This is a genomic window from Streptosporangium sp. NPDC000509, assembly GCF_042898365.1.
In the GTDB taxonomy this organism is placed as follows: Bacteria; Actinomycetota; Actinomycetes; order Streptosporangiales; family Streptosporangiaceae; genus Streptosporangium.
Genome location: NZ_JBIAYX010000014.1, coordinates 97912 through 117204, shown reverse-complemented (window position 1 = coordinate 117204; position 19293 = coordinate 97912). Strand labels below are relative to the sequence as shown.

Here is a 19293-nt window from a genome sequence, read left to right as displayed (position 1 = left end):
TCAGAGCCAGCCCTGGGTGCGGGCCCGCTCGACCGCCTCGATGCGGTTGCGGGCGTGCGTCTTGCGGATGGCCGAGGAGAGGTAGTTGCGGACCGTCCCCTCCGACAGGTGCAGCCGTGCGGCGATGTCGGCGATACCGGCTCCGCCCGAGGCCGCGACCAGGACGTCACGCTCGCGGGGCGACAGCGGGTTGGGGCCTGCGCTGAGCGCGGCGGCTGCCAGGCCCGGGTCGATGACGCGCTCGCCGCCGTGGACCCGCCGGACGGCGGCGGCGAGTTCACGGGCCGGACTGTCCTTGACCAGGAAGGCCGTCGCGCCGGCCTCCATCGCCCTGCGCAGGTAGCCGGGGCGGCCGAAGGTGGTCAGGATCATGACCCGGCAGCCGGGCAGCGCCTCGCGGATCCGTGCGGCGGCGACGATGCCGTCGTCGCCGGGCATCTCGACGTCGAGCAGCGCGACGTCCGGCCGGATCCGCAGGGCCACGGCGAGCGCCTCGACGGCGTCGGCGGCCTCCCCCACCACCTCGATGTCGGGCTCCAGGCCGAGGAGCGAGGCCAGGGCGCCCCGCACCATCGCCTGGTCCTCCACCAGCAGCACCCGGATCACCGGCTCCCCTCCTTCGCCGGCGGGTGAAGGAGGCCGGTGTGCGGCACCGTGACCAGGAGGACGAAACCGCTCGGCCGCGGCCCGGCGGACACCGTGCCGCCGGCCGCCCGTACCCGTTCGGTGAGCCCGGTCAGCCCGCTGCCCTGCCCGTCCGTGGCCGTGCCGCGCCCGTCGTCCGCGATCTTCAGGGTCGCGGCCGTCTCGTCCATGGTCACCTCGATCTCGCACCGGGTCGCCCGCGCGTGCCGGATGACGTTGGTGACGCCCTCCCGCACCGCCCAGCCCAGCAGCTCGTCCAGTTCCTCCGGCAGTGGGGGGCCCGCGAGCCGGATCGTGAGCCTCGTCCCCGCCGCCTCCAGGGCGGCGCGGGCCCCGTCCAACTCGCCGGAGAAGCCGCGCTGGCGGTAGCCGGTGACGGTGTCGCGCACCTCGACCAGCGCCTGCCTGGCCACCGACTCGATGTCGCGGATCTCGGCCACGGCCCGTTCCGAGCCGCTCTCCGCCAGCCGCCCGGCCAGCTCGCTCTTGAGCACGATCAGTGACAGGCTGTGGCCGAGCAGGTCGTGCAGGTCCCTGGCGATGCGCAGCCGCTCCTCGCTCGCGGCGAGCCGCGCCACCTCCTCCTGTGCCTGGCGGAGCCTCACCACCAGCATCCGGGTGTTGCGCACCCCCATGAACAGGACGCCGAGTGTGATGACCTGGAAGACGAGTACCAGGGTCGCACCGGGGTCGTTCTCCTCGAGCAGGCCGATCAGCGCGACGGCGAGGCCCATCGCGAGGACACCGGCCACCGAGAGCCGCGGACGCAGCGCCATGCCGTAGACCACGGCCATGTAGATCGGCAGGGTCAGCCAACCGCCGCCGAAGGCCACCGCCAGACCGACTCCCAGCAACGTGGTCACCCCCAGCAGCCAGTACGTCAGGCGAGTGGGGTCCCCGAAGTTCCTCGGGCTCAGCACCGTGGCGATGTAGAGGGCGACGAAGGCGGCCAGACCGGCACCGCCCCAGACGGCCCCGGCTCCCGACAGCTCGCCGGTGACGATCTCCAGGACGGGAAAGCACAGGTAGACCAGGCCGATGGAGATCCCCAGCAGACGCCGGAGGCGGGACGGGCGCTCGCCCGTCCCGCCGAAGGTGAGCGCGGAGACGCGGATCATACCCGGACGAGCGCCCTGCGGTAGGCGAGCACCGCGGCGGTGCCGAGCGCCGCGGCCCAGAGCGCGACGATCACCATCTCGGACGGCGGCGCCGCGTCGCCGGCGACGAGGTGGTGGCCGATGTCGACGTAGGAGAATGAGGGCATCGCGTGCACGACGCTTTTCATGGCCTCGGGCATGATCTCCACAGGGAACCACAGCCCACCCAGGATCGCCAGCCCGAACGCGCTGATCATCGCGGCCGACTGCGCGGCGTCCGCGGGCAGCAGCGAACCGATGAGCAGGCCGAGCGCGGCGAACGGCAGGGCACCGATCCACAGAGCCGGGACCAGCACGAGCCACTCCCCCACCGGCAGCCGGACGCCCTGGGTGAGGATCGCGGCCAGGCAGACCAGCGCCATGGACGGCAACACCAGCAGCAGCGCGGCGACCAGCTTGGTGACAATGATCGCCCAGCCGGGCAGCGGGGTGACCCGAAGCTGGCGGAGCCAGCCGGACTGCCGCTCCTGCGCCCACGGCACGGCGGTGCTCATCAGGCTGGCCGCGATCGCCCCGTACGCGGCCATGGAGACCATGAGGACGACCGCGGCGCTCACCCCGCCGGAATCCGGCTCGGCACCCCAGATGGCGGAGAAGATCAGGTAGAACACCGTGGGGAATCCCACCACGAAGATGATGTAACGCCTGTTGCGCAACATCCGCAGAACCTCGATCTTGACGTAGTTCGGCATCAGGGCTCCCGGGTGAGGGCGAGGAAGGCGTCTTCGAGGTCGGCGCCGATGATCCTGAGGTCGCGGATCTCCAGCGAGGTGCTCCGGTACAGGGCCGCCACGGTGGCGTCGGGGTCGGCGGTGCGCATCGTGGCGACCCCCTGGGAGATCTCCGCGGCGAGGACACCCGGCAGGCCGTCCAGCCCCGCGACCGGCTGCCCGCCCAGGGTGAAGCGGACGACGTGCTCGCCGATCCCCGACGTGATCTGGGCGGCGGTGCCGTCGGCCACCACCCGGCCCCGGGTGATCACGATGACCCGGTCGGAGTTCTCCTCGGCCTCCTCCAGGTAGTGGGTGGCGAACAGGATCGTCCGGCCCTCGGCGGCGTAGTCGCGCGTGCTCTTCCAGAAACGCAGCCGTGACTCCACGTCCATGGCCGCGGTGGGCTCGTCCAGCACCAGCAGTTTGGGCGCGCCCGCGATGGCCAGGGCGAACCTGACCCGCTGGGCCTGCCCGCCGGACAGCCTGCCGGCGCGCCGGCGCGCCAGTTCGGTGAGGTCGGCCACCCGCAGGATGTCGTCGAGGGCGAGCGGCTCGGGGTAGAGCCGCCGGACGAAGTCGACGAGTTCCCTGACCGTGAGCTCACCGATGAGCTCGCCGCTCTGCGGCATGGCCCCGATCTCCCCCCGGGCGACGGCCGCCTCGGGGGAGCCTCCCAGGATCTCGACCCGGCCGCCGCTCGGGCGGGTCAGACCCAGCATCATGTTGATCGAGGTCGACTTGCCGGCCCCGTTGGGGCCGAGCAGGGCGACGGTGTGGCCCACCTCGACGGAGAGGTTCAGGCCCGCTACGGCGAGCACGTCGCCGTAGCTCTTGCTCACGTCTGTGAGGGCGATGGCGTCCATGCCCCAACGCTAGGAGCGTCCGGCGGGAAACCTCAGTGCCGCTCCTCCTGGTTTGGGGATGACACTTGTCAGGTACGCCGGCACCGCCACCGGGTGGGCGTCCCGGTGGCGCGGAAGATCACGGACGACGGGTCAGAGACGGCAGGCGAAGATGGCGGTCACCAGGATGGCCTTGGCGCCCATCTCCCAGAGCTGGTCCATGATCTGCTGGTGTCCTCGGCGGGGGACCATGGCCCGGACCGCGACCCAGCCCTCCCGGTGCAGCGGGGAGACCGTCGGCCCCTCCATGCCCGGGGTGAGGGCGATGGCCTCCTCGATCCGCTCGGCGCGGATGTCGTAGTCCATCATCACGTAGTCGCGCGCCACCAGCACGCCCTGCAGGCGGCGAACCAGCTGCCGCAGGCCCGCGCTCTCCTCGGTGCCGATCCCCTTGATCAGCACGCCCTCGGAGCGGGTGATCGGCTCGCCGAACACCTCCAGGCCGATGTTGCGCAGCGTGGTGCCCGTCTCCACGACGTCGGCCACCGCGTCGGCCACGCCCAGCCGGATCGCGGTCTCGACCGCGCCGTCCAGCTTGATCACCCGGGCCTCGACGCCCTGCTCGGCGAGGTACGCCTCCAGCAGGCCCGCGTAGGCGGTGGCGATGCGCCTGCCCTTGAGATCGGCGACGGCGTCGAAGTCACCGGGGTTGGCGGCGAAGCGGAAGGTGGAGCGGCCGAAGCCGAGCGGGATGATCTCCTCGACCCGTGCCCCGGAGTCGTGGAGCATGTCGCGGCCGGTGATCCCGGCGTCCAGGGTGCCCTCGCCGACGTAGACGGCGATGTCCTTGGGCCGCAGGAAGAACAGCTCGCAGGAGTTCTCGGGGTCGACGACCACGAGCTCCTTGCTGTCCTTGCGGACGCGGTATCCGGCTTCCTTGAGGATCGTCTGGGCCCCCTCGGCGAGGGCGCCCTTGTTGGGTACGGCGAGACGCAGCATGGCGGGATTTCCTTACGTGTGGACGAGACTGCCTACGAGACCGGGAGCCGGGCGCACCGGCTCACAGATGCTTGTAGACCTCGTCCAGCCCGATCCCTTTGGCGATCATGAGGACCTGCACGTGGTAGAGGAGCTGGGAGATCTCCTCGGCCGTCCGCTCGTTCGACTCGTGCTCGGCCGCCATCCAGCTCTCGGCGGCCTCCTCCACGACCTTCTTTCCGATGGCATGGACCCCGGCGTCCAGCGCGGCCACGGTGCCCGAGCCCTCGGGCCGGGTGCGCGCCTTGTCGGACAGCTCGGCGTACAGCTCTTCGAAGGTCTTCATGATCTCTCTCGGAATCGTCGGATGTGCGCGTCAAGCCTAATGGTCCACCGGCCCCGACGCGCGCAGGTCCACTCTCTGGGACACGCGCCGCCCGCGCTCAGTCGTTGACGCAGCGCAGCACCGGGCGGGTGACGAGGGCGGCGGGGTCGGGCGAGCCGGTGACGTGCAGGGTGACGCTCTCGCCGGGCAGCAGGGTGATCAGCATGTCGTCGACCGAGGAGGCCGGATCGAGGCGGTCGGGGAAGAGGGCGAGGTCGCGCAGGAGGGTGCGGGCGGTGACGGTGACGTCCAGGCCGCCGCCCTCGTGGGGGGTCACCTCGGTGTCGTAGACGGCCGCAGGGAAGGCGACCCGCGGATCCTCGGCGAAGAAGCGGAGCGCGCGGTGCCCGTCCAGCCGTACGGACAGCAGCTCGGCCGACGGGTCGCGAGGGACGGCCACCGGGTCCGGGAGGGGGATCCTCGCCACCGAGCGGGGCGCCACCTCGACCTGGACGCTCTCCCTGGCCAGCGGCTCCCCGTCCAGGGCGAGTCGCCGAAGCTCCAGCTCACCCGTCCAGGGCTGCGGGCCGTCGTTGACCACGGCCACCGCGCCGTCCTGGACGGTGAGCAGGCGGTCGGCGTAGACGCGGCGCAGCGCGTACCACAGCGGCTTGCGCCGTCCGCGCCCGTCGACGGCCGACCAGGAGACGACCGGCCAGCAGTCGTTGAGCTGCCAGACGATCGTGCCCGCGCAGTAGGGCGCCAGGGAGCGGAAACGCTCGATGCCGAAGGTGATGGCCCTGGCCTGGTTGAGCTGGGTCAGGTAGTGCCAGTCGTCGTAGGTCCGCGGGGCGGGCAGATGCTCGCCGAGACCGCGCAGCAGCTTGGCGTTGCCCTCGTGCGCCTTCTGGTGGTGCAGGACCAGGGGCGCGTCGGGGGTGAGTTCGCCGCCGACGGCGTCGCGCAGGGTGGTGTGGGCGGGCGGGCCCTGGAAGCCGAACTCGGCGACGAAACGGGGGCGGTAGGCGCCGTAGCGGGTGTAGTCCTCACGGTTCCACACGTCCCAGATGTGCGTGGTACCGCGCGAGGGGTCGTTGGGCGCCAGGTCGGGGCTCCCCGAATAGGGGCTGCCCGGCCAGTAGGGACGGGTGGGATCCAGCTCGGCCACCAGGGCGGGCAGCAGCTCGTAGTAGAAGCCCGCTCCCCAGGTGCGTCCTTCCAGGCCGTCCTGCCAGCCCCAGTCGGCGTGGCCCTCGATGTTCTCGTTGTTGCCGCACCACAGCACCAGCGAGGGACGCCAGGACAGCCGGGTGACGTTCTCGCGCGCCTCGGCCTCCACCTCCGCGGCGAACGGCTCCTCCTCCGGATAGGCCGCGCAGGCGAACGGGAAGTCCTGCCACACCAGCATGCCGAGCTCGTCGGCCAGGTCGTAGAAGTCCTCGCTCTCGTACAGGCCGCCGCCCCAGACGCGCAGCAGGTTGACGTTCGCGTCGGCGGCCTGGCCGAAGCGCTCGGCCAGCCGCTCACGGGTCACCCTGGCGGGGAAGCAGTCGTCGGGGATCCAGTTGGCGCCGCGCACGAAGACCGGCACGCCGTTCACGACCACGGTGAAGGCCTCGTCGGTGCGGTCGAGACGGACGTCGCGAAAGCCGATCCGCCGCGTCCACGGCTCCCCCAGCGCCTCGCCGGTCCGCTCGGACAGGCGTACGGCCAGCTCGTAGCGGTCCTGACCGCCGTAACCGCGCGGCCACCACAGCCGGGGGCCGGGCACCCGCAGCGCCAGCACGGCCTCGCACTCGCCGGGGGCCAGCACCGTCCGCACCGGGACCCCGGCCACCTCCGCGGTCAGCGTGAGGGGCACGTCACGGTCGGCGCGCTCGACCGTGACGTGCACCTCGACCCGTCCGTCCCCGCTCACCAGCGGGCGCACCGACGCGAGCCTGGCCACGCTCCAGCCCTCCAGGCCGATGGGGCGCCAGATGCCGGAGGTGACGACGGCCGGTCCCCAGTCCCAGCCGAAGTTGCAGGCCATCTTGCGGATGAACTGGTAGGGCGCCTCGTAGGCGCCCGGCCGGTCGCCCAGTTCGGCCCTGCGCGCCTCGGCGTACTCCACCGGGGAGGCGAAGCGCACCCGCAGCGAGTTCTCGCCCTCGCGTAAGAGCTCCCGCACCGCGAAGCGATAGGAGCGGTGCTGGTTGGCGACGCGGGCGACCTCCACGCCGTTCAGCTCGATCGCGGCGACGGTGTCGAGGCCCTCGCAGACCAGGTCGGTGCGGTCGTGCCGGTCTGCGTGCCAGGCGAAGACCGTCTCGTAGTCCCAGGCCGAGCGGCCTATCCAGGTCAGCCGGTTCTCGTTGTCGTCCAGGTACGGGTCCTCGGCGAGCCCGGCCGCCAGCAGATCGGTGTGCACGCACCCCGGCACCGTGGCCGGGACGCCCGAGAGGTCCCCGCCCACCTGGTGAAGGGTCCAGCCGTCGTGTAGTGCCCTCAACTCACGCTCCCGCGGATGCCGTGGATGTGTCCTCGCCCCGCCGGACGAGGTGACCGGGTTCGGCCTCCACCAGCGTGGAGGGTCCCTCTCCTGTGTCCCCCGCGGGGGCGGTGGTGGGTTCGCCGTCCCACCGGGCGGTGAGTCTCGGCACCGACGACAGCAATTTGATCGTGTACGGGTGGAGGGGGTTGCCGAACACCAGGTCGGTGGGACCGGACTCGACCACCTGTCCCCGGTACAGGACCACGGCCCGCTCGCTGATGTAGTTGCCCAGCGACAGGTCGTGGGTGACGAACAGCACCCCGAGGCCGCGCGACTTCAGGTCGGCGAGCAGGTTGAGGACGTCGATCCTGGTGGAGGCGTCGAGCATGCTGGTGATCTCGTCGGCGACGAGGTATCTGAGGTCGAGCAGGAGCGCTCTGGCGATCAGCAGGCGCTGCAGCTGGCCGCCGCTGAGCTGGTGCGGGTAGCGGCCCAGGATCTGCCCGGGGTCGAGGCCGACGTCCTTGAGTGAGGTGTCGATCCTGCCGGCCCACTCGGAGTCGGCGACGCCGGGGAAGTACTCGTTCCTGATCATCTGGAGCACCCGGTCGGCCTTGAAGACCGGGTTGTAGCAGCTGAACGGATCCTGGAACACCCCCTGCACGTGCCGGTAGTAGGCCTTGCCCGGCCTGGCCGGCTCGCCGTCGAGGGTGATCCGGCCCTTCGTGGGGCGGACCAGCCCGAGTACGGTCTTGCCGAGGGTCGTCTTGCCGCTTCCGCTCTCACCGATGAGGGAGACCACCTCCCCCGGTGCCAGGTCGAGGCTCACGTCGTCCACGGCGGTGAGGGTCGCGGTGCCGAAGGCACCCACCCGGTAGGTCTTGGTGACCCCTTCGAGGCTCAACATCGTCCGAATCCTTCGGGTCAGGCCTTCCAGCAGGCGACGTGATGGCCGGGGGTGACCTCGACCGGCGGTGGGTCCTCCGCGCACCGCTCGAAGGCGAGCGGGCAGCGGTCCCTGAAGCGGCAGCCCGAGGGCGGGTCGAGCAGTGAGGGCGGTCTGCCGGGGATGCCCGACAGCCTGCGCTCGGCGTGGCGGACACCGACCTCGGGCAGCGAGGAGATCAGCATCCGGGTGTACGGATGGCGCGGCTCACCGACGATCACACCCGCCGGCGCCTTCTCGGCCAGCCTTCCCGCGTACATGACCATGATCGTGTCGGCGATCTGGTAGGTGAGCGAGATGTCGTGGGTGATGAAGATCATGCTGCGCACGAAGCCCCGGTCCCTGAACTCCACCAGGGTCCTGGCCACGGCCTTCTGGGTCGACACGTCGAGCGCGGAGGTGATCTCGTCGGCGATGAGCAGGGACGGGTCGAGCAGGGTGGAGACGACCATCACCATCCGCTGCTTCATCCCGCCCGACAGCTCGATCGGGTAGCGATCCAGGACGTCGCGGGGCAGCTCGACCAGGTCCAGGCGTCGCTCCAGCTCGGCGACGTCGAGGCGTTCGCCCCGGGAGGCGAGCAGCTCGGTGACCATCCGGCCGATCTTCCTGGTGGGGTTCAGCGCGCTCATGGAGTACTGCGGGATGAGGGAGACCCGGCTGAAGCGGAAGGGGTTCATCCGGCGGTCGTCACCGATCGGCAGCTCCTCGCCGTCCAGCTCGACCCCGCCCCCGGCCAGCCGCATCCGCCCGTCCATCCTGATGAGGCTCTTGCCGAGGGTCGTCTTGCCGCAGCCGGACTCGCCCGCCAGGCCGAGGATCTCGCCGTCGCCGACGTCGAAGCTGACGCCGTCGAGCGCCTTCACCTCGCCGCGCAGGGTCCTGTAGTGGACCCGCAGGTCGTTCACACGCAGAGTCATCTACAGCTCCCGCAGTTTCGGGTTGAACACCTCGTCGAGGCCGACGTTCATCACGTAGAGGGCTCCGACGATGGCGGTGATCCCGGCCCCCGGCGGGATGAACCACCACCACATGCCCAGGTGAAGGGCGCTCCAGCGAGCCGCGTTGTTGAGCATCAGGCCGAGCGAGACGCCCTCGCTCGGGCCGAGCCCGATGAAGTCGAGCGAGGCGGCGATCAGGATCGACCCGCCGAACAGCAGGATGAAGGTCATGAAGAGGTAGGAGCTCATGTTGGGGGCGATCTCCCTGGCGATGATCTTCCAGGTGCGCACGCCGCTGAGCCTGGCCAGGTCCACGAAGTCGCGCGAGCGCAGCGAGAAGGTCTGGGCCCTGATCGCCCTCGCCGCCCAGGGCCAGGAGGTGAGCCCGATGAAGAGCGCCTGCACGCCGACGCTGCGCACACCGAGGTAGGCGTTGACGATCAGCAGCACCGCCAGCGCGGGCAGGACCAGGACGATGTTGGTGATCATGTTCAGCACCTCGTCGACCAGCCCGCCCCGGTATCCGGCGGTGAAACCGACCGCCATGCCGATGATCGCGGCCAGCCCGCCGCCGAGCACCCCCACCTGGAAGGTGAGGCTGAGTCCGTAGACGAACTGGGCGAAGATGTCCTGGCCGAACATGGTGGTGCCGAACCAGTGCTCGGCCGAGGGCGGCGAGGCGGGGGCGGCGACGTAGGCGTTGGGGTCGCCCCCGACGATCACGGGGGCGGCCACGGCCAGGACGAGCAGCGGGAGCAGCACGGCGAGCCCCGCCAGCAGTTTTCCGTTGCGCATCGCGAAGTACAGACCCTCGCGGCGCCTGGCGGGCACGGCCGTCACGACGGCCTTCCCCTCCTGGCGCGGGTCCGCGGGCACGGCGGTCACGCGGCCTCCCCTCCCATCCCGGTCCTGGTACGCGGGTCGACCAGGACGTAGACGATGTCGATGATGAAGTTGGCGATCAGCACTCCCACGACGATGAACAGGAAGGTCCCCTGCAGCAGGAAGAAGTCCTGGTTCTGGATCGCCTTGAGGATGAGGTGCCCCAGTCCCGGATAGGAGAAGACGATCTCGGTGACGAGTGCCCCGGCCACGAGCACGCCGAGTTGCAGCGCCAGGCCGGTGATCTGCGGCAGGACCGCGTTCCTGAACGCGTAGCGCCGGATGAGCCGCTGGGAGGCCCCGAGCGAGGACAGGTAGGTGGAGTAGTCGGCCTCCAGCTCATAGATGATCATGTTGCGCATCCCGATCGCCCAGCCGCCGAACGCGACGAGGAAGAGCGAGACGAACGGCAGGAACCAGTGCAGCGCCAGGCTCCCGAGAAACTCCCACGACCAGTTGGGCCGCATGGAGAAGCTGTAACCGCCGGAGACGGGGAAGATCCCGGCCACGATGCCCAGTCCCCAGGCCATCAGGATGGCGAGCCACATGTAGGGCGTGGCGGTGAGCACGTACCCGATCGGCAGGGCCGTGTTGTCCAGCCACTTGCGTCTGGCCGCGAAGGCGCCGAACCTGTTGCCCGCCCACCAGCTGAGCAGGATGGAGGGGATGAGCAACGCCAGCGTGTACGGCACCGCCCGCACGATGACGTCGGTCACCGGGGTGGGGAACAGCCAGATGCTGGTCCCCAGGTCGCCCCGGAAGAGCGCCGCCCAGAAGTTGGCGTACTGCTCCCAGAGCGGCAGGTCGAGCCCGAACAGGTTCGAGTAGTGGGCCCGCATCGCCTCCACGGCGGCGGGCTGTGACACGTTCGCCCTGGCCAGCATGCTCTGGACCGGGTCGCCAGGCATGAAGCGCGGGATCATCCAGTTGATCGTGACGGCCACGAGGAAGGTGAGCCCGTACACGAGCAGCTTCCGGCCGAAATAGCGTCGCACGCGATCCTCCAGAATCGGCGAGATGGGCCCCTCCCCGCGCGGCCACGGAACCTGGCCGGCCGGTCGTCCCGCCCCGAGTGGGGCGAGGGCCGGGCGGGCGGCGCGGGAAGGGGGGTGAGGATCGCGGGGATCAGCCTCCGGCGGGCTTCAGCTCGGTCAGGGTGAGCACCCCGCCCAGCTCAAGCCAGTTGCGCCACATGGTCGGCGGGCTCTTGGGCGTCGCGGCGTCGGAGGAGGGCCAGTTGGTCCAGACCGCGTTGCTGGTCTGCGCCCACAGGCCGTTGTACCAGAGCGGGATCACCGGCAGATCGTCCAGCTGGATCTTCTGGATCTCCGAGGCGACCTGCTTCATGCCCTCGAGGTCGTCGGCCTTCTTGCCGTCGAGATCCTGGACCAGGTCCCAGACCTTCTTGTTCTCGTAGCGGCCGAAGTTGACGGTGTTCTGCTGCTTGTTGATCGGCAGCCGGAACATGTAGTCGTAGTACATCCAGGGGGTGTTGGACAGCTGCCGCTCGTTGTTGAGCAGCAGGTCGAACTTGCCGGACGCGCGCTGGTCGACGAGCGCGTTGTAGTCGGGGAACTCGGGGGTGAGGTCGATCCCGGCCGCCTTGGCGCCCTCGGCGATCACCCGGCTCGCCTCCATCCAGTCGGTCCACCCCGCCGGGACGATGACCTTCAGCGAGACCTTGGAGCCGTCCTTGTTCTCCACGAACCCGTCGCCGTCGCCGTCCTTGTATCCGGCGTCGGCCAGCAGCTTCTTCGCCTTCTTGGTGTCGAAGGAGAAGCCCTTCTCGCTCACCACGGCCTGGTCGACGTACTTGTCCCACTGGGGCAGCAGCCCGGTGGGGCCGGCCGCCTTGACCAGGTTGCCGTAGACACCCTCGACGATCTTCTTGGTGTCGACGGAGTTGGCGATCGCCTTGCGGAAGGCGGGATCGTCCAGCGGCTTCTTCTTGGTGTTGGGCACCAGGAAGGCGGTGTTGGCCGAGAGCATGTAGGGCGGTTCCGGATAGTAGGTCTTGATACCGAAGTTGCCCTTGACCAGGTTGGCCACCCCGGGCAGGAAGTTGTTGCTGAGGTCCAGGCCCTTCTGCAGCAGCAGGCCCATCGCGACCTCGTTGCTGGAGTTGACGATGTCGACGACGTACTTGGGCTTGACGTCCTTGCCCAGCGCGGCGGTGGCCCACCAGCCGTCCCGCTTGACCAGGGCCATCCGGTCCTGGTCGTGGCTGTGGTAGGCGTACGGCCCGGTGCCGACCGGCTTCTCGTTGACGCCGTTCAGCACCTCCTCCTCGGAGCGGCCCTCCCAGATGTGCTTGGGGACGATCGCGTTGCCGTAGACCCAGTTGGCCCACTGCTGGTAGTTGGCCTTGGAGAAGGTGAACCTGACCGTGCTCTGGTCGACCGCCTCGACCTTCTCCAGCCAGTCCCACAGGTTGGCGTAGGGGATGGTCTTCATCTTGCCGAGCTCGACCGTGAAGACCACGTCGTCGACGGTGAACGGCTTGCCGTCGGCCCAGGTGACCCCCTGCCTGATCTTGAGGTCGTAGGTCTTGTCGTCCGTCCAGGTGCCGCTCTCGGCCAGCCAGGGGGTGAACTCGTCCGTCTGGGGGTCGTACAGGAACAGGGTCTCGTAGATGAGCCCCTTGGTGCCGACGGCCGAGTCCCAGGTCCGCAACGGGTTCCAGTTCGCGGGGGGACCCCACTGGGTGCCACTGGTGTACAGGGTCTCGTTGCGGGGGAACGCGGCGTTCGCGTCGCCCGCACCACCCGCACCGCCGGACGGGGCCGCGGCGCCGGAACCCTGCGGCGCCGCGCTCGGGGCGGACGGCGTCGTGGATCCTCCGGTGCACCCGGTCGCGACCATGCAGGCCGCCATCCCGAGGATCGCGAACCTTCGTCGAATCCGCATCGACAGTCTCCTCTCCAGCATGGGAGCGCTCCCAACCGATCTAGACGCGACCGCATGCGCTGGCTGAACCGGATAAGTAACGTGACCGTAAAGTCAATGTGTCGGCACTGTCAATAGGCGACTGGACCGGTTCAGTTACAATCACCCCGATCGGGGGGAGTGACATGAGAAGACCGACGATCACGGATGTCGCCAGACAGGCCGGGGTCTCCAAGGGCGCGGTCTCGTACGCCCTCAACGGGCAGCCCGGCGTCTCGGAGAGCACCCGCGCCAGGATCCTGGCGATCGCCGAGGAGATCGGCTGGCGCCCCAACAGCGCGGCCCGCGCCCTGAACGGTGCGCGGGCCCACACCGTGGGCCTCGCCCTGTGCCGCCCGGCCCGCACCCTCGGCATGGAGCCCTTCTTCATGGAGCTGATCAGCGGCATCGAGAGCGAACTGTCGGCCCGTTCTTACGCGCTCACGCTGCAGGTGGTCACCGACCACAGGCAGGAGGTCTCGATCTACCGGCGCTGGTGGGCGGAAGGCCGCATCGACGGCGCCATCCTGGTCGACCTGCACGTGGACGACCCGCGCGTCCCCGAGTTCGAGGCGCTGGACCTGCCCTCCGTGGTGGTCGGTCATCCGTCGGGGGCCGGGTCGCTGGTCTCCGTCTGGTCCGACGACGACGGCGCCGTTCACGAGACGGTGGGATATCTCGTCGCGCTCGGCCACCGCAGGATCGCGAGGGTCGCCGGGCTGCCACGCCTGCTCCACACCGTGCTACGCGACCGTGCCTTCGCCCAGGCCTGCGAAGGCGTCGCCGAGCACGTGACCGTGCACACCGACTACACCGGCGAGGAGGGAGCCCGCGCCACCCGGCGACTGCTCAGCTCCGCCGACCGGCCCACCGCGATCGTCTACGACAACGACATCATGGCCGTCGCCGGGCTGTCGGCCGCCCAGGACCTGCGCCTGGATGTGCCGGACGACCTGTCCATCGTCGCCTGGGACGACTCCCCCCTCTCCCGCGTCGTCCGCCCGCCGCTCACCGCCCTGAGCCGGGACATCTCCGCCTACGGCGCCCACGCCGCCCGCAGGCTCCTCGCCCTCGTCACCGGGGAGGCCGGGGAGGAGGAGGGCCCGTACGAGGACGAGACCGCCCGCCTCACCCCCAGGGCCAGCACCGCTCCCCCGCCCTCCGAGGCCCGCTGAGCGACCTCCACGTCGGGGCCGCGAGCTCTTCTCAGCGCCTGGTCAGCATGACGAGCGGCGCCGGACGCTCCATACCTCGACATACCTCGGCGCGTTCGAAGCCCGTGCTCGCCGCGAAGACACGCCCGTCGCCCTTCCCGCACAGGATCCAGCGGCGCCACCCCGCCCGGCGACAGGGAAAGGGCCGGTACGACGGATGTCGTACCGGCCCTTCAGGGGCTCGCGGTGAAGCCCTCAGGTGCTACTTGATGATCAGCGCCCGTAGCGGCCGCGTGCGGAGGAGCCGCGACCGTCGGCGCGGAACTCCCCGCCGCGGAAGCCGCCCTGGCGCTCGCCGCGGAACGACTCGCGCTCGCCGGCCGGACGCTCGGAACGGTGACCGCCGGCCGAAGCCGGACGGTCGGCGCGGAACGGCTCGCGCCGCTCGCCACCGCGGTAGCCGCCGGCGGGACGCTCGGAGCGGAAACCGCCGCCCGAGGGACGCTCGGAACGGTAGCCGCCACCGGCGGGGCGCTCGGAACGGTACTGGCCGCCGCCGGAGGCACCACGGTTGTCGTCACCGAAGGAACGCTCACGGGACGACTGGCCCTCGCCACCGTGGGCGGGACGGTCGGAGCGGAAGCGGCGCGGGCCACGCCCACCACCGTTGCCACCGAAGCCACCGCGTCCCTGACGCTGCTTGGCGGCCGGTGCCGAGGGCTCCCAGACCGGGATCGGCTCGCCGCTGGGCATCCGCGCGCCGGCGACCTCCTCCAGGCGCGGGTGGCCCGGGGTCGCCTTGAGACGGAACGGCTTGATGCCCGCGCGGCGGGTCATCGCGTCGGTGGAGCGGCGCTCGTTGGGGAGCACCAGCGTCATGACGGTGCCCTTCTCCCCGGCGCGGGCGGTACGGCCACCGCGGTGCAGGTAGCTCTTGTGGTCCTGGGGCGGGTCGACGTGCAGCACGAGGCTGATGTTGTCGACGTGGATGCCTCGGGCCGCGACGTCCGTGCAGACCAGGACGTTGATCGCGCCTTCCTTGAACTCGGCAAGGATGCGGGTGCGCTGGTTCTGGCGCTTGCCGCCGTGCAGGCCGCCGGCGCGGATGCCGACCTGGGCGAGCTGCTTGCACAGCCGGTCGACCCCGTGCTGGGTGCGCACGAAGATGATGGTCCGGCCCTCGCGGTTCGCGATCTCGGCGGTCACCGGGAACTTGTCGTCGCGGTGCACCTCCAGCACGTGGTGCTCCATGGTGTCGACCGAGGAGGCGGCCGGAGCCATGGAGTGGGTCACCGGGTTGGTGAGGAAGCGGCGGACCAGCTTGTCGACGTCGCCGTCGAGGGTGGCCGAGAACAGCAGGCGCTGGCTGTCTGCCGGGGTCTGCTGCAGGATCGCGCTGACGACCGGGAAGAAACCGAGGTCGCACATGTGGTCGGCCTCGTCGAGGATCGTCACCTGGACCTCGTCCAGCATGCACTCACCCTGCTGCATGAGGTCGGTGAGACGGCCCGGCGTGGCGACGATGACCTCGACGCCGCGGCGCAGTGCCTCGATCTGGCGGCCCATGGACATGCCGCCGACAACGGTCTTCATCCGCAGCGACAGGCCGCGGCCGAGCGGCTCGAGGGCGTCGGTCACCTGCATGGCGAGCTCGCGGGTCGGCACCAGGACGACGGCGAGGGGGTGGCCCGGACGGGCCTTGGCGCCGGCGATGCGGGACATCATGGGCAGACCGAAGGCGAGCGTCTTGCCGGAGCCGGTCTGGCCACGGCCGAGAACGTCGTGACCGGCGAGAATGTCGGGGATCGTGGCCCGCTGGATGGGGAAGGGACTGTCGATGCCCGCACGGGAGAGACCGGTCACCAGCGGCTTCGGCAGACCGAGGAGGGTGAACTCGGACGGACCTGCGGGGGCCTGGGAAATCTCGGTGATGTCGGTGATTTCGGGCAGAACAGCGTCAAGCATGGTCACGAAGACTCGTGCCTTTCGATAGAAGAACGGGGCACGTCACTTCTGCGAAAGGACGAGCCTGGAACGCACGGCCTGAGGCCGCGCTGGATCAACACCCACATGAAGGGCGGTAGTGCGGTGCAAGTCGAGGCGCACCGCACGGGGCGGGTCTAGCTTACCCGCACGCAGTCAAACCACGATCAAGCATACCCGGCGTTCGCAGTGCCGGGTTCGGTCGGGGCGTCCGGCATGGGCCGGCCGCTTGTCCGTCGGTTGGAGTCAACACTCCGAGGCCGGGTTTTTCTTCCCGGCCTCGGAAATCCTCTCACACAATTGGCCACAGCCCGAACCGAGGGGGTGCGAGCCGTGCCACGAAGCGCCGCTCAGACGTTGAAACCCAGCATGCGGAGCTGCTCGCGACCCTCATCGCTGATCTTGTCAGGGCCCCACGGCGGGAGCCACACCCAGTTGATCTTGACGTCGGAGACCATGCCCTCCAGGGCCGAGTGCGCCTGGTCCTCGATGACGTCGGTCAGCGGGCAGGCCGCGCTGGTCAGCGTCATGTCGATGGTGGCGACCGGCAGGGCGGCCCCCTCGCCGCCCTCGGCGCCCTCACCGGCCCCCTCGGCGGCGTCCAGGTGGAGCCCGTAGATCAGGCCCAGGTCGACGACGTTGATGCCGAGCTCGGGGTCCACGACGTCCTTGAGCGCCTCCATGACCTCGTCATGGGTGGCGTCACCGTCGTACGCCGTGGTGGGGGTCTCTACAGCCTTGCTCATTTGGTGCTCCTCACGACCGCGTCCTTGTAGGCCATCCACGCCAGTAGCGCGCACTTCACCCGGGCGGGGAACTTGGCGACCCCGGCGAAGGCGACGGCGTCGCCCAGCACGTCCTCGTCCGCCTCGATCTTTCCCCTGCCCTGCATGAGCCGGGTGAACTCCTCCACGACACCGAGGGTCTCGTCGACGGTCGAGCCGGTGGCCAGCTCGTGCAGCACGGAGGCCGCGGCCTGGCTGATGGAACAGCCCTGCCCGTCGTAGGAGACGTCCTCGACCTTGCCGCCGTCGCCCAGCTTCACGCGCATGGTGATCTCGTCACCGCACGTCGGGTTCACGTGGTGGACCTCGGCGTCGTACGGATCGCGGAGCCCCCTCCCCTGCGGGTGCTTGTAGTGCTCCAGGATCAACTCCTGGTACATGGACTCGGCGATCATAGGGTCGTGCTCACCTTCTCGTTCGCTGCGCCGTGCGCTCGTGCGTCGCCGGACGCCGTGCGGCGGGCGTCCGCCGCCCGCCGTCCGCCCGGACGCCGTCTCGACTGCTCGGGCATGGCTAGGCGAACACCTTCCGCACGTGGTGGAGGCCGCGGACCAGTGCGTCGATCTCGGCCGGTGTGTTGTAGAGGTAGAAGGACGCCCGCGTGGTCGCGGGAATCCCGAACCTGAGGTGGAGCGGGCGGGCGCAGTGGTGTCCCACCCGCACGGCCACCCCGAAGTTGTCATCCAAGATCTGCCCGACGTCGTGCGGGTGAATCCCCTCCAGGGTGAAGGAGACCGTACCGCCCCGGTCGGCGAGGTCCAACGGGCCGACCACCCGCAGCCCGGGGATCTCCCCCAGCGCGCCGAGCGCGTACGCGGTGAGCTCGCGCTCGTGGCGCACGACGGCGTCCATCCCGATCTCCGACAGGTAGTCGACCGCGGCGCCGAGGCCGACGGCCTCGACGATCGGCGGGGTGCCCGCCTCGAACTTGTGCGGCGCGGGCGCGTAGGTCGAGCGGTCCATCCAGACCGCCTCGATCATCTCGCCGCCGCCCATGAACGGGGGCATCGCCTCGAGCAACTCGCCGCGGGCCCACAGCACGCCGATCCCCGAGGGGCCGACGACCTTGTGACCAGTGAAGGCGAGGAAGTCGACGCCCAGCGCGGCCACGTCCACCTGCTGGTGGGGCACCGACTGGGAGGCGTCGAGCATCATCAGCGCGCCGACCTCGCGGACCCTGGCGAGCACCGGGGCGACCGGGTTCACCGTGCCCAGCACGTTCGACTGGTGCACGATCGAGACGATCTTCGTGCGTTCGGTGACGAGCTCGTCGAGGTTGGACAGGTCAAGGCGGCCCGAGTCGGTGACGGAGAACCACCGCAGGGTCGCACCGGTGCGCTGCGCGAGCATCTGCCACGGCACGATGTTGGAGTGGTGCTCCATCTCCGAGACGACGATCTCGTCGCCGGGGCCGAGCCGGAAGCGGGGGTCCTCGCCGACGGGGTTGCCGAAGGCGTACGCCACCAGGTTGATCGCCTCGGAGGCGTTCTTGGTGAAGACGACCTCGTCGCGGTCGGGCGCGCCGATGAAGGCGGCGACCTTGTCGCGGGCGTTCTCGTACGCCTCGGTGGACTCCGCGCCCAGCACGTGCATGGCCCGGCCGACGTTGCTGTAGTGCATCGCCATGTGCTCGCGCATCGCCTCGACCACCTGGGTCGGCTTCTGCGCGGAGTTTCCCGAGTCGAGGTAGATCAGCGGCCTGCCGCCGGGAAGCTCACGGGAGAGGACGGGGAAATCCTTCCTGATCCTCTCCACGTCAAGGCCGGTGTCCATCAGGCGGACGCCTTCGTGTAGGCCTCGTAGCCCTCCGCCTCGAGCTTCTCCGCGAGCTCGGGGCCGCCCTGCTCCACGATCCGCCCGGCGGAGAAGACGTGGACGAAGTCCGGCTTCACATAGCGCAGGATGCGGGTGTAGTGGGTGATGAGCAGCACACCGGTCTCGCCGGAGCGGAAGCGGTTGATGCCCTCGGAGACCACGCGCAGCGCGTCGACGTCGAGGCCCGAGTCGGTCTCGTCCAGGACGGCGATCTTCGGCTTGAGCAGCTCCAGCTGAAGGATCTCGTGGCGCTTCTTCTCACCGCCGGAGAAGCCCTCGTTCACGTTGCGCTGGGCGAAGGCCGCGTCGATGGACAGGGCGTCCATGCCGGACTTGAGGTCCTTGGCGAACTCGCGGAGCTTGGGAGCCTCGCCGCGGATGGAGGTGACGGCGGTGCGCAGGAAGTTGGAAACGCTGACGCCGGGGACCTCGACCGGATACTGCATCGCGAGGAACAGACCGGCGCGGGCGCGCTCGTCGACCGTGAGCTCCAGCAGGTCGACCCCGTCGAGCAGGACCTGGCCGCTCGTGATGGTGTACTTGGGGTGGCCCGCGATCGCGTACGCGAGCGTGGACTTGCCCGAGCCGTTGGGACCCATGATGGCGTGGGTCTCGCCGGCCCGCACGGTCAGGTTCACGCCGCGCAGGATCTCCTTGTCGGCGACGGTGACGTGCAGGTCGCGGATCTCCAGGGTGGACCCCGAGGGGACTCGGCTCGTGTCAGACACT

General features: G+C 70.0%; 18 protein-coding genes. 1 reads left to right on the top strand and 17 read right to left on the bottom strand.

All coding sequences use genetic code 11. From position 1 onward, the window contains the following. The 12 genes from ACFY3D_RS25320 to ACFY3D_RS25265 all read right to left on the bottom strand — a co-directional run bounded on the left by ACFY3D_RS25320 (position 1) and on the right by ACFY3D_RS25265 (position 12809). Positions 1 to 606: a response regulator transcription factor gene (locus ACFY3D_RS25320; RefSeq protein ID WP_350947725.1), complete on the bottom strand. Its 606-nt coding sequence runs from the start codon at positions 604 to 606 to the stop codon at positions 1 to 3. Then, positions 603 to 1763: a sensor histidine kinase gene (locus tag ACFY3D_RS25315; RefSeq protein ID WP_389983360.1), complete on the bottom strand. Its 1161-nt coding sequence runs from the start codon at positions 1761 to 1763 to the stop codon at positions 603 to 605. Before ACFY3D_RS25315 ends, ACFY3D_RS25320 begins: the two co-directional genes overlap by 4 nt. Further along, positions 1760 to 2494, bottom strand: coding sequence for an ABC transporter permease (locus tag ACFY3D_RS25310; protein ID WP_389983357.1), 735 nt, complete (start codon positions 2492 to 2494; stop codon positions 1760 to 1762). Before ACFY3D_RS25310 ends, ACFY3D_RS25315 begins: the two co-directional genes overlap by 4 nt. Beyond that, positions 2494 to 3378, bottom strand: coding sequence for an ABC transporter ATP-binding protein (locus ACFY3D_RS25305; RefSeq protein ID WP_389983354.1), 885 nt, complete (start codon positions 3376 to 3378; stop codon positions 2494 to 2496). Before ACFY3D_RS25305 ends, ACFY3D_RS25310 begins: the two co-directional genes overlap by 1 nt. A gap of 132 nt (positions 3379 to 3510) precedes the next feature. After that, positions 3511 to 4356: an ATP phosphoribosyltransferase gene (gene hisG, locus ACFY3D_RS25300; RefSeq protein ID WP_389983351.1), complete on the bottom strand. Its 846-nt coding sequence runs from the start codon at positions 4354 to 4356 to the stop codon at positions 3511 to 3513. Positions 4357 to 4417: 61 nt separating this feature from the next. Continuing rightward, a complete protein-coding gene (locus ACFY3D_RS25295) occupies positions 4418 to 4681 on the bottom strand; it encodes a phosphoribosyl-ATP diphosphatase (RefSeq protein WP_350947730.1) in 264 nt (87 codons plus the stop codon). Between the two features lie 97 nt (positions 4682 to 4778). Continuing rightward, complete coding sequence (locus tag ACFY3D_RS25290; protein ID WP_389983348.1) at positions 4779 to 7151, bottom strand: glycoside hydrolase family 2 protein; 2373 nt, start codon at positions 7149 to 7151, stop codon at positions 4779 to 4781. 1 nt (position 7152) lies between these two features. Next, complete coding sequence (locus ACFY3D_RS25285) at positions 7153 to 8040, bottom strand: ABC transporter ATP-binding protein (RefSeq protein WP_389983345.1); 888 nt, start codon at positions 8038 to 8040, stop codon at positions 7153 to 7155. A gap of 17 nt (positions 8041 to 8057) precedes the next feature. Next, positions 8058 to 8999, bottom strand: a complete 942-nt coding sequence (locus tag ACFY3D_RS25280) for an ABC transporter ATP-binding protein (RefSeq protein ID WP_362922730.1) — start codon at positions 8997 to 8999, stop codon at positions 8058 to 8060. Next, positions 9000 to 9905 (bottom strand): ABC transporter permease, encoded by a 906-nt coding sequence (locus ACFY3D_RS25275; protein WP_389983341.1) that lies wholly within the window; start codon positions 9903 to 9905, stop codon positions 9000 to 9002. Continuing rightward, positions 9902 to 10897: an ABC transporter permease gene (locus ACFY3D_RS25270; RefSeq protein WP_350947735.1), complete on the bottom strand. Its 996-nt coding sequence runs from the start codon at positions 10895 to 10897 to the stop codon at positions 9902 to 9904. The genes ACFY3D_RS25275 and ACFY3D_RS25270 overlap by 4 nt, the downstream gene beginning before the upstream one ends. A 130-nt stretch (positions 10898 to 11027) precedes the next feature. Beyond that, on the bottom strand, positions 11028 to 12809 hold the full coding sequence (locus ACFY3D_RS25265; protein WP_389983338.1) for an ABC transporter substrate-binding protein: 1782 nt from the start codon (positions 12807 to 12809) through the stop codon (positions 11028 to 11030). Positions 12810 to 12973: 164 nt separating this feature from the next. On the opposite strand from ACFY3D_RS25265, the gene ACFY3D_RS25260 reads away from it, so the two are divergent. Next, complete coding sequence (locus ACFY3D_RS25260; protein ID WP_389983335.1) at positions 12974 to 14002, top strand: LacI family DNA-binding transcriptional regulator; 1029 nt, start codon at positions 12974 to 12976, stop codon at positions 14000 to 14002. A gap of 252 nt (positions 14003 to 14254) precedes the next feature. Here ACFY3D_RS25260 and ACFY3D_RS25255 read toward each other — a convergent pair whose 3' ends face one another. From ACFY3D_RS25255 to sufC, 5 genes are all read right to left on the bottom strand, one after another. Beyond that, positions 14255 to 15946, bottom strand: a complete 1692-nt coding sequence (locus ACFY3D_RS25255) for a DEAD/DEAH box helicase (protein WP_362897315.1) — start codon at positions 15944 to 15946, stop codon at positions 14255 to 14257. A 368-nt stretch (positions 15947 to 16314) separates the two neighbouring features. After that, positions 16315 to 16710 (bottom strand): metal-sulfur cluster assembly factor, encoded by a 396-nt coding sequence (locus ACFY3D_RS25250; RefSeq protein WP_350947739.1) that lies wholly within the window; start codon positions 16708 to 16710, stop codon positions 16315 to 16317. Further along, the gene (sufU, locus tag ACFY3D_RS25245; protein ID WP_350947740.1) at positions 16707 to 17144 is read right to left on the bottom strand and encodes a Fe-S cluster assembly sulfur transfer protein SufU; all 438 of its coding nucleotides are present in this window, start codon (positions 17142 to 17144) and stop codon (positions 16707 to 16709) included. The genes ACFY3D_RS25250 and sufU overlap by 4 nt, the downstream gene beginning before the upstream one ends. 118 nt (positions 17145 to 17262) lie before the next feature. Then, positions 17263 to 18522, bottom strand: coding sequence for a cysteine desulfurase (locus ACFY3D_RS25240; RefSeq protein ID WP_362897317.1), 1260 nt, complete (start codon positions 18520 to 18522; stop codon positions 17263 to 17265). Beyond that, a complete protein-coding gene (sufC, locus tag ACFY3D_RS25235; protein WP_386207977.1) occupies positions 18522 to 19292 on the bottom strand; it encodes a Fe-S cluster assembly ATPase SufC in 771 nt (256 codons plus the stop codon). Before sufC ends, ACFY3D_RS25240 begins: the two co-directional genes overlap by 1 nt. Between the last annotated feature and the right edge of the window lies 1 nt (position 19293).

Excerpts from the sequence above, each read along its gene's own strand:
- ACFY3D_RS25315 (WP_389983360.1), bottom strand. The coding sequence starts at position 1,763 with ATGATCCGCGTCTCCGCGCTCACCTTCGGCGGGACGGGCGAGCGCCCG.
- ACFY3D_RS25280 (WP_362922730.1), bottom strand. The coding sequence starts at position 8,999 with ATGACTCTGCGTGTGAACGACCTGCGGGTCCACTACAGGACCCTGCGC.
- ACFY3D_RS25285 (WP_389983345.1), bottom strand. The coding sequence starts at position 8,040 with ATGTTGAGCCTCGAAGGGGTCACCAAGACCTACCGGGTGGGTGCCTTC.
- ACFY3D_RS25310 (WP_389983357.1), bottom strand. The coding sequence starts at position 2,494 with ATGCCGAACTACGTCAAGATCGAGGTTCTGCGGATGTTGCGCAACAGG.
- ACFY3D_RS25250 (WP_350947739.1), bottom strand. The coding sequence starts at position 16,710 with ATGAGCAAGGCTGTAGAGACCCCCACCACGGCGTACGACGGTGACGCC.
- ACFY3D_RS25265 (WP_389983338.1), bottom strand. The coding sequence starts at position 12,809 with ATGCGGATTCGACGAAGGTTCGCGATCCTCGGGATGGCGGCCTGCATG.
- ACFY3D_RS25295 (WP_350947730.1), bottom strand. The coding sequence starts at position 4,681 with ATGAAGACCTTCGAAGAGCTGTACGCCGAGCTGTCCGACAAGGCGCGC.
- ACFY3D_RS25255 (WP_362897315.1), bottom strand. The coding sequence starts at position 15,946 with ATGCTTGACGCTGTTCTGCCCGAAATCACCGACATCACCGAGATTTCC.
- hisG (WP_389983351.1), bottom strand. The coding sequence starts at position 4,356 with ATGCTGCGTCTCGCCGTACCCAACAAGGGCGCCCTCGCCGAGGGGGCC.
- ACFY3D_RS25240 (WP_362897317.1), bottom strand. The coding sequence starts at position 18,522 with ATGGACACCGGCCTTGACGTGGAGAGGATCAGGAAGGATTTCCCCGTC.
- ACFY3D_RS25260 (WP_389983335.1), top strand. The coding sequence starts at position 12,974 with ATGAGAAGACCGACGATCACGGATGTCGCCAGACAGGCCGGGGTCTCC.
- ACFY3D_RS25305 (WP_389983354.1), bottom strand. The coding sequence starts at position 3,378 with ATGGACGCCATCGCCCTCACAGACGTGAGCAAGAGCTACGGCGACGTG.
- sufU (WP_350947740.1), bottom strand. The coding sequence starts at position 17,144 with ATGATCGCCGAGTCCATGTACCAGGAGTTGATCCTGGAGCACTACAAG.